Annotated in this window: 1 protein-coding gene; it reads right to left on the bottom strand. The window is 72.0% G+C overall.

Translation table 11 applies throughout. From position 1 onward, the window contains the following. Positions 1 to 202 precede the first annotated feature (202 nt). Positions 203 to 550, bottom strand: a 348-nt coding sequence (locus B0W88_RS32220; protein WP_198938020.1) for a hypothetical protein, incomplete at its 5' end; no start/stop codon positions are given.

Here is a 550-nt window from a genome sequence, read left to right as displayed (position 1 = left end):
CACCGCGTCCCCGTGGTTGATCATGGCCATCAGGCCGTAGGGGTTGTCTTCCTTGTGGACAGCCGCGGCGGGCGCGGAGGCGGCGGGATCCTGTGCATGAGCAAGCGGCGCAGTGCCTAGGGTCAAGGCGAGGGCGGCGGCAGCCAGCAGGCTGCTGAGTCGAGCAAACATCGGGGGTCTCCTGAAGGGGGAAAGGGGCGGCTCAGTCGCCGATCTTGAACACGAACTCTTGTTCGAAGACGTGGTCGCCGGGGCACTCGTAGCTGTCCTTCAGCGTGGACTCGATGGCGCCGATCAGCGCGCGCTGGGCCTTGCGGTCCACGCCCGAGCGCAGCGGCTGCACCTCGATGCTGGCCACGCGGCCGGCCTTCACCGTGGCGGTGACCTTGTAGGCGGCTTCGCCGCTCCAGCTGAGCGATGGCGCTTCCGGCTTGCCCATCTTCGTGCAGACCATGCCGGCCTTGACCGGGCCGGCCGGGGCGGCGGCAGGCGCCGGGGCGGGTGCGCGCGGGGCCGCCGTGGCGGCCGCGGGTGCGGCGGGCGGCGGCGG

It is taken from the genome of Pelomonas sp. KK5, from assembly GCF_001984095.1.
Classification (GTDB): Bacteria; Pseudomonadota; Gammaproteobacteria; order Burkholderiales; family Burkholderiaceae_C; genus KK5.
Note: the sequence above shows the minus strand (reverse complement) of the source record. Positions and strands in the feature narration are given on the sequence as shown.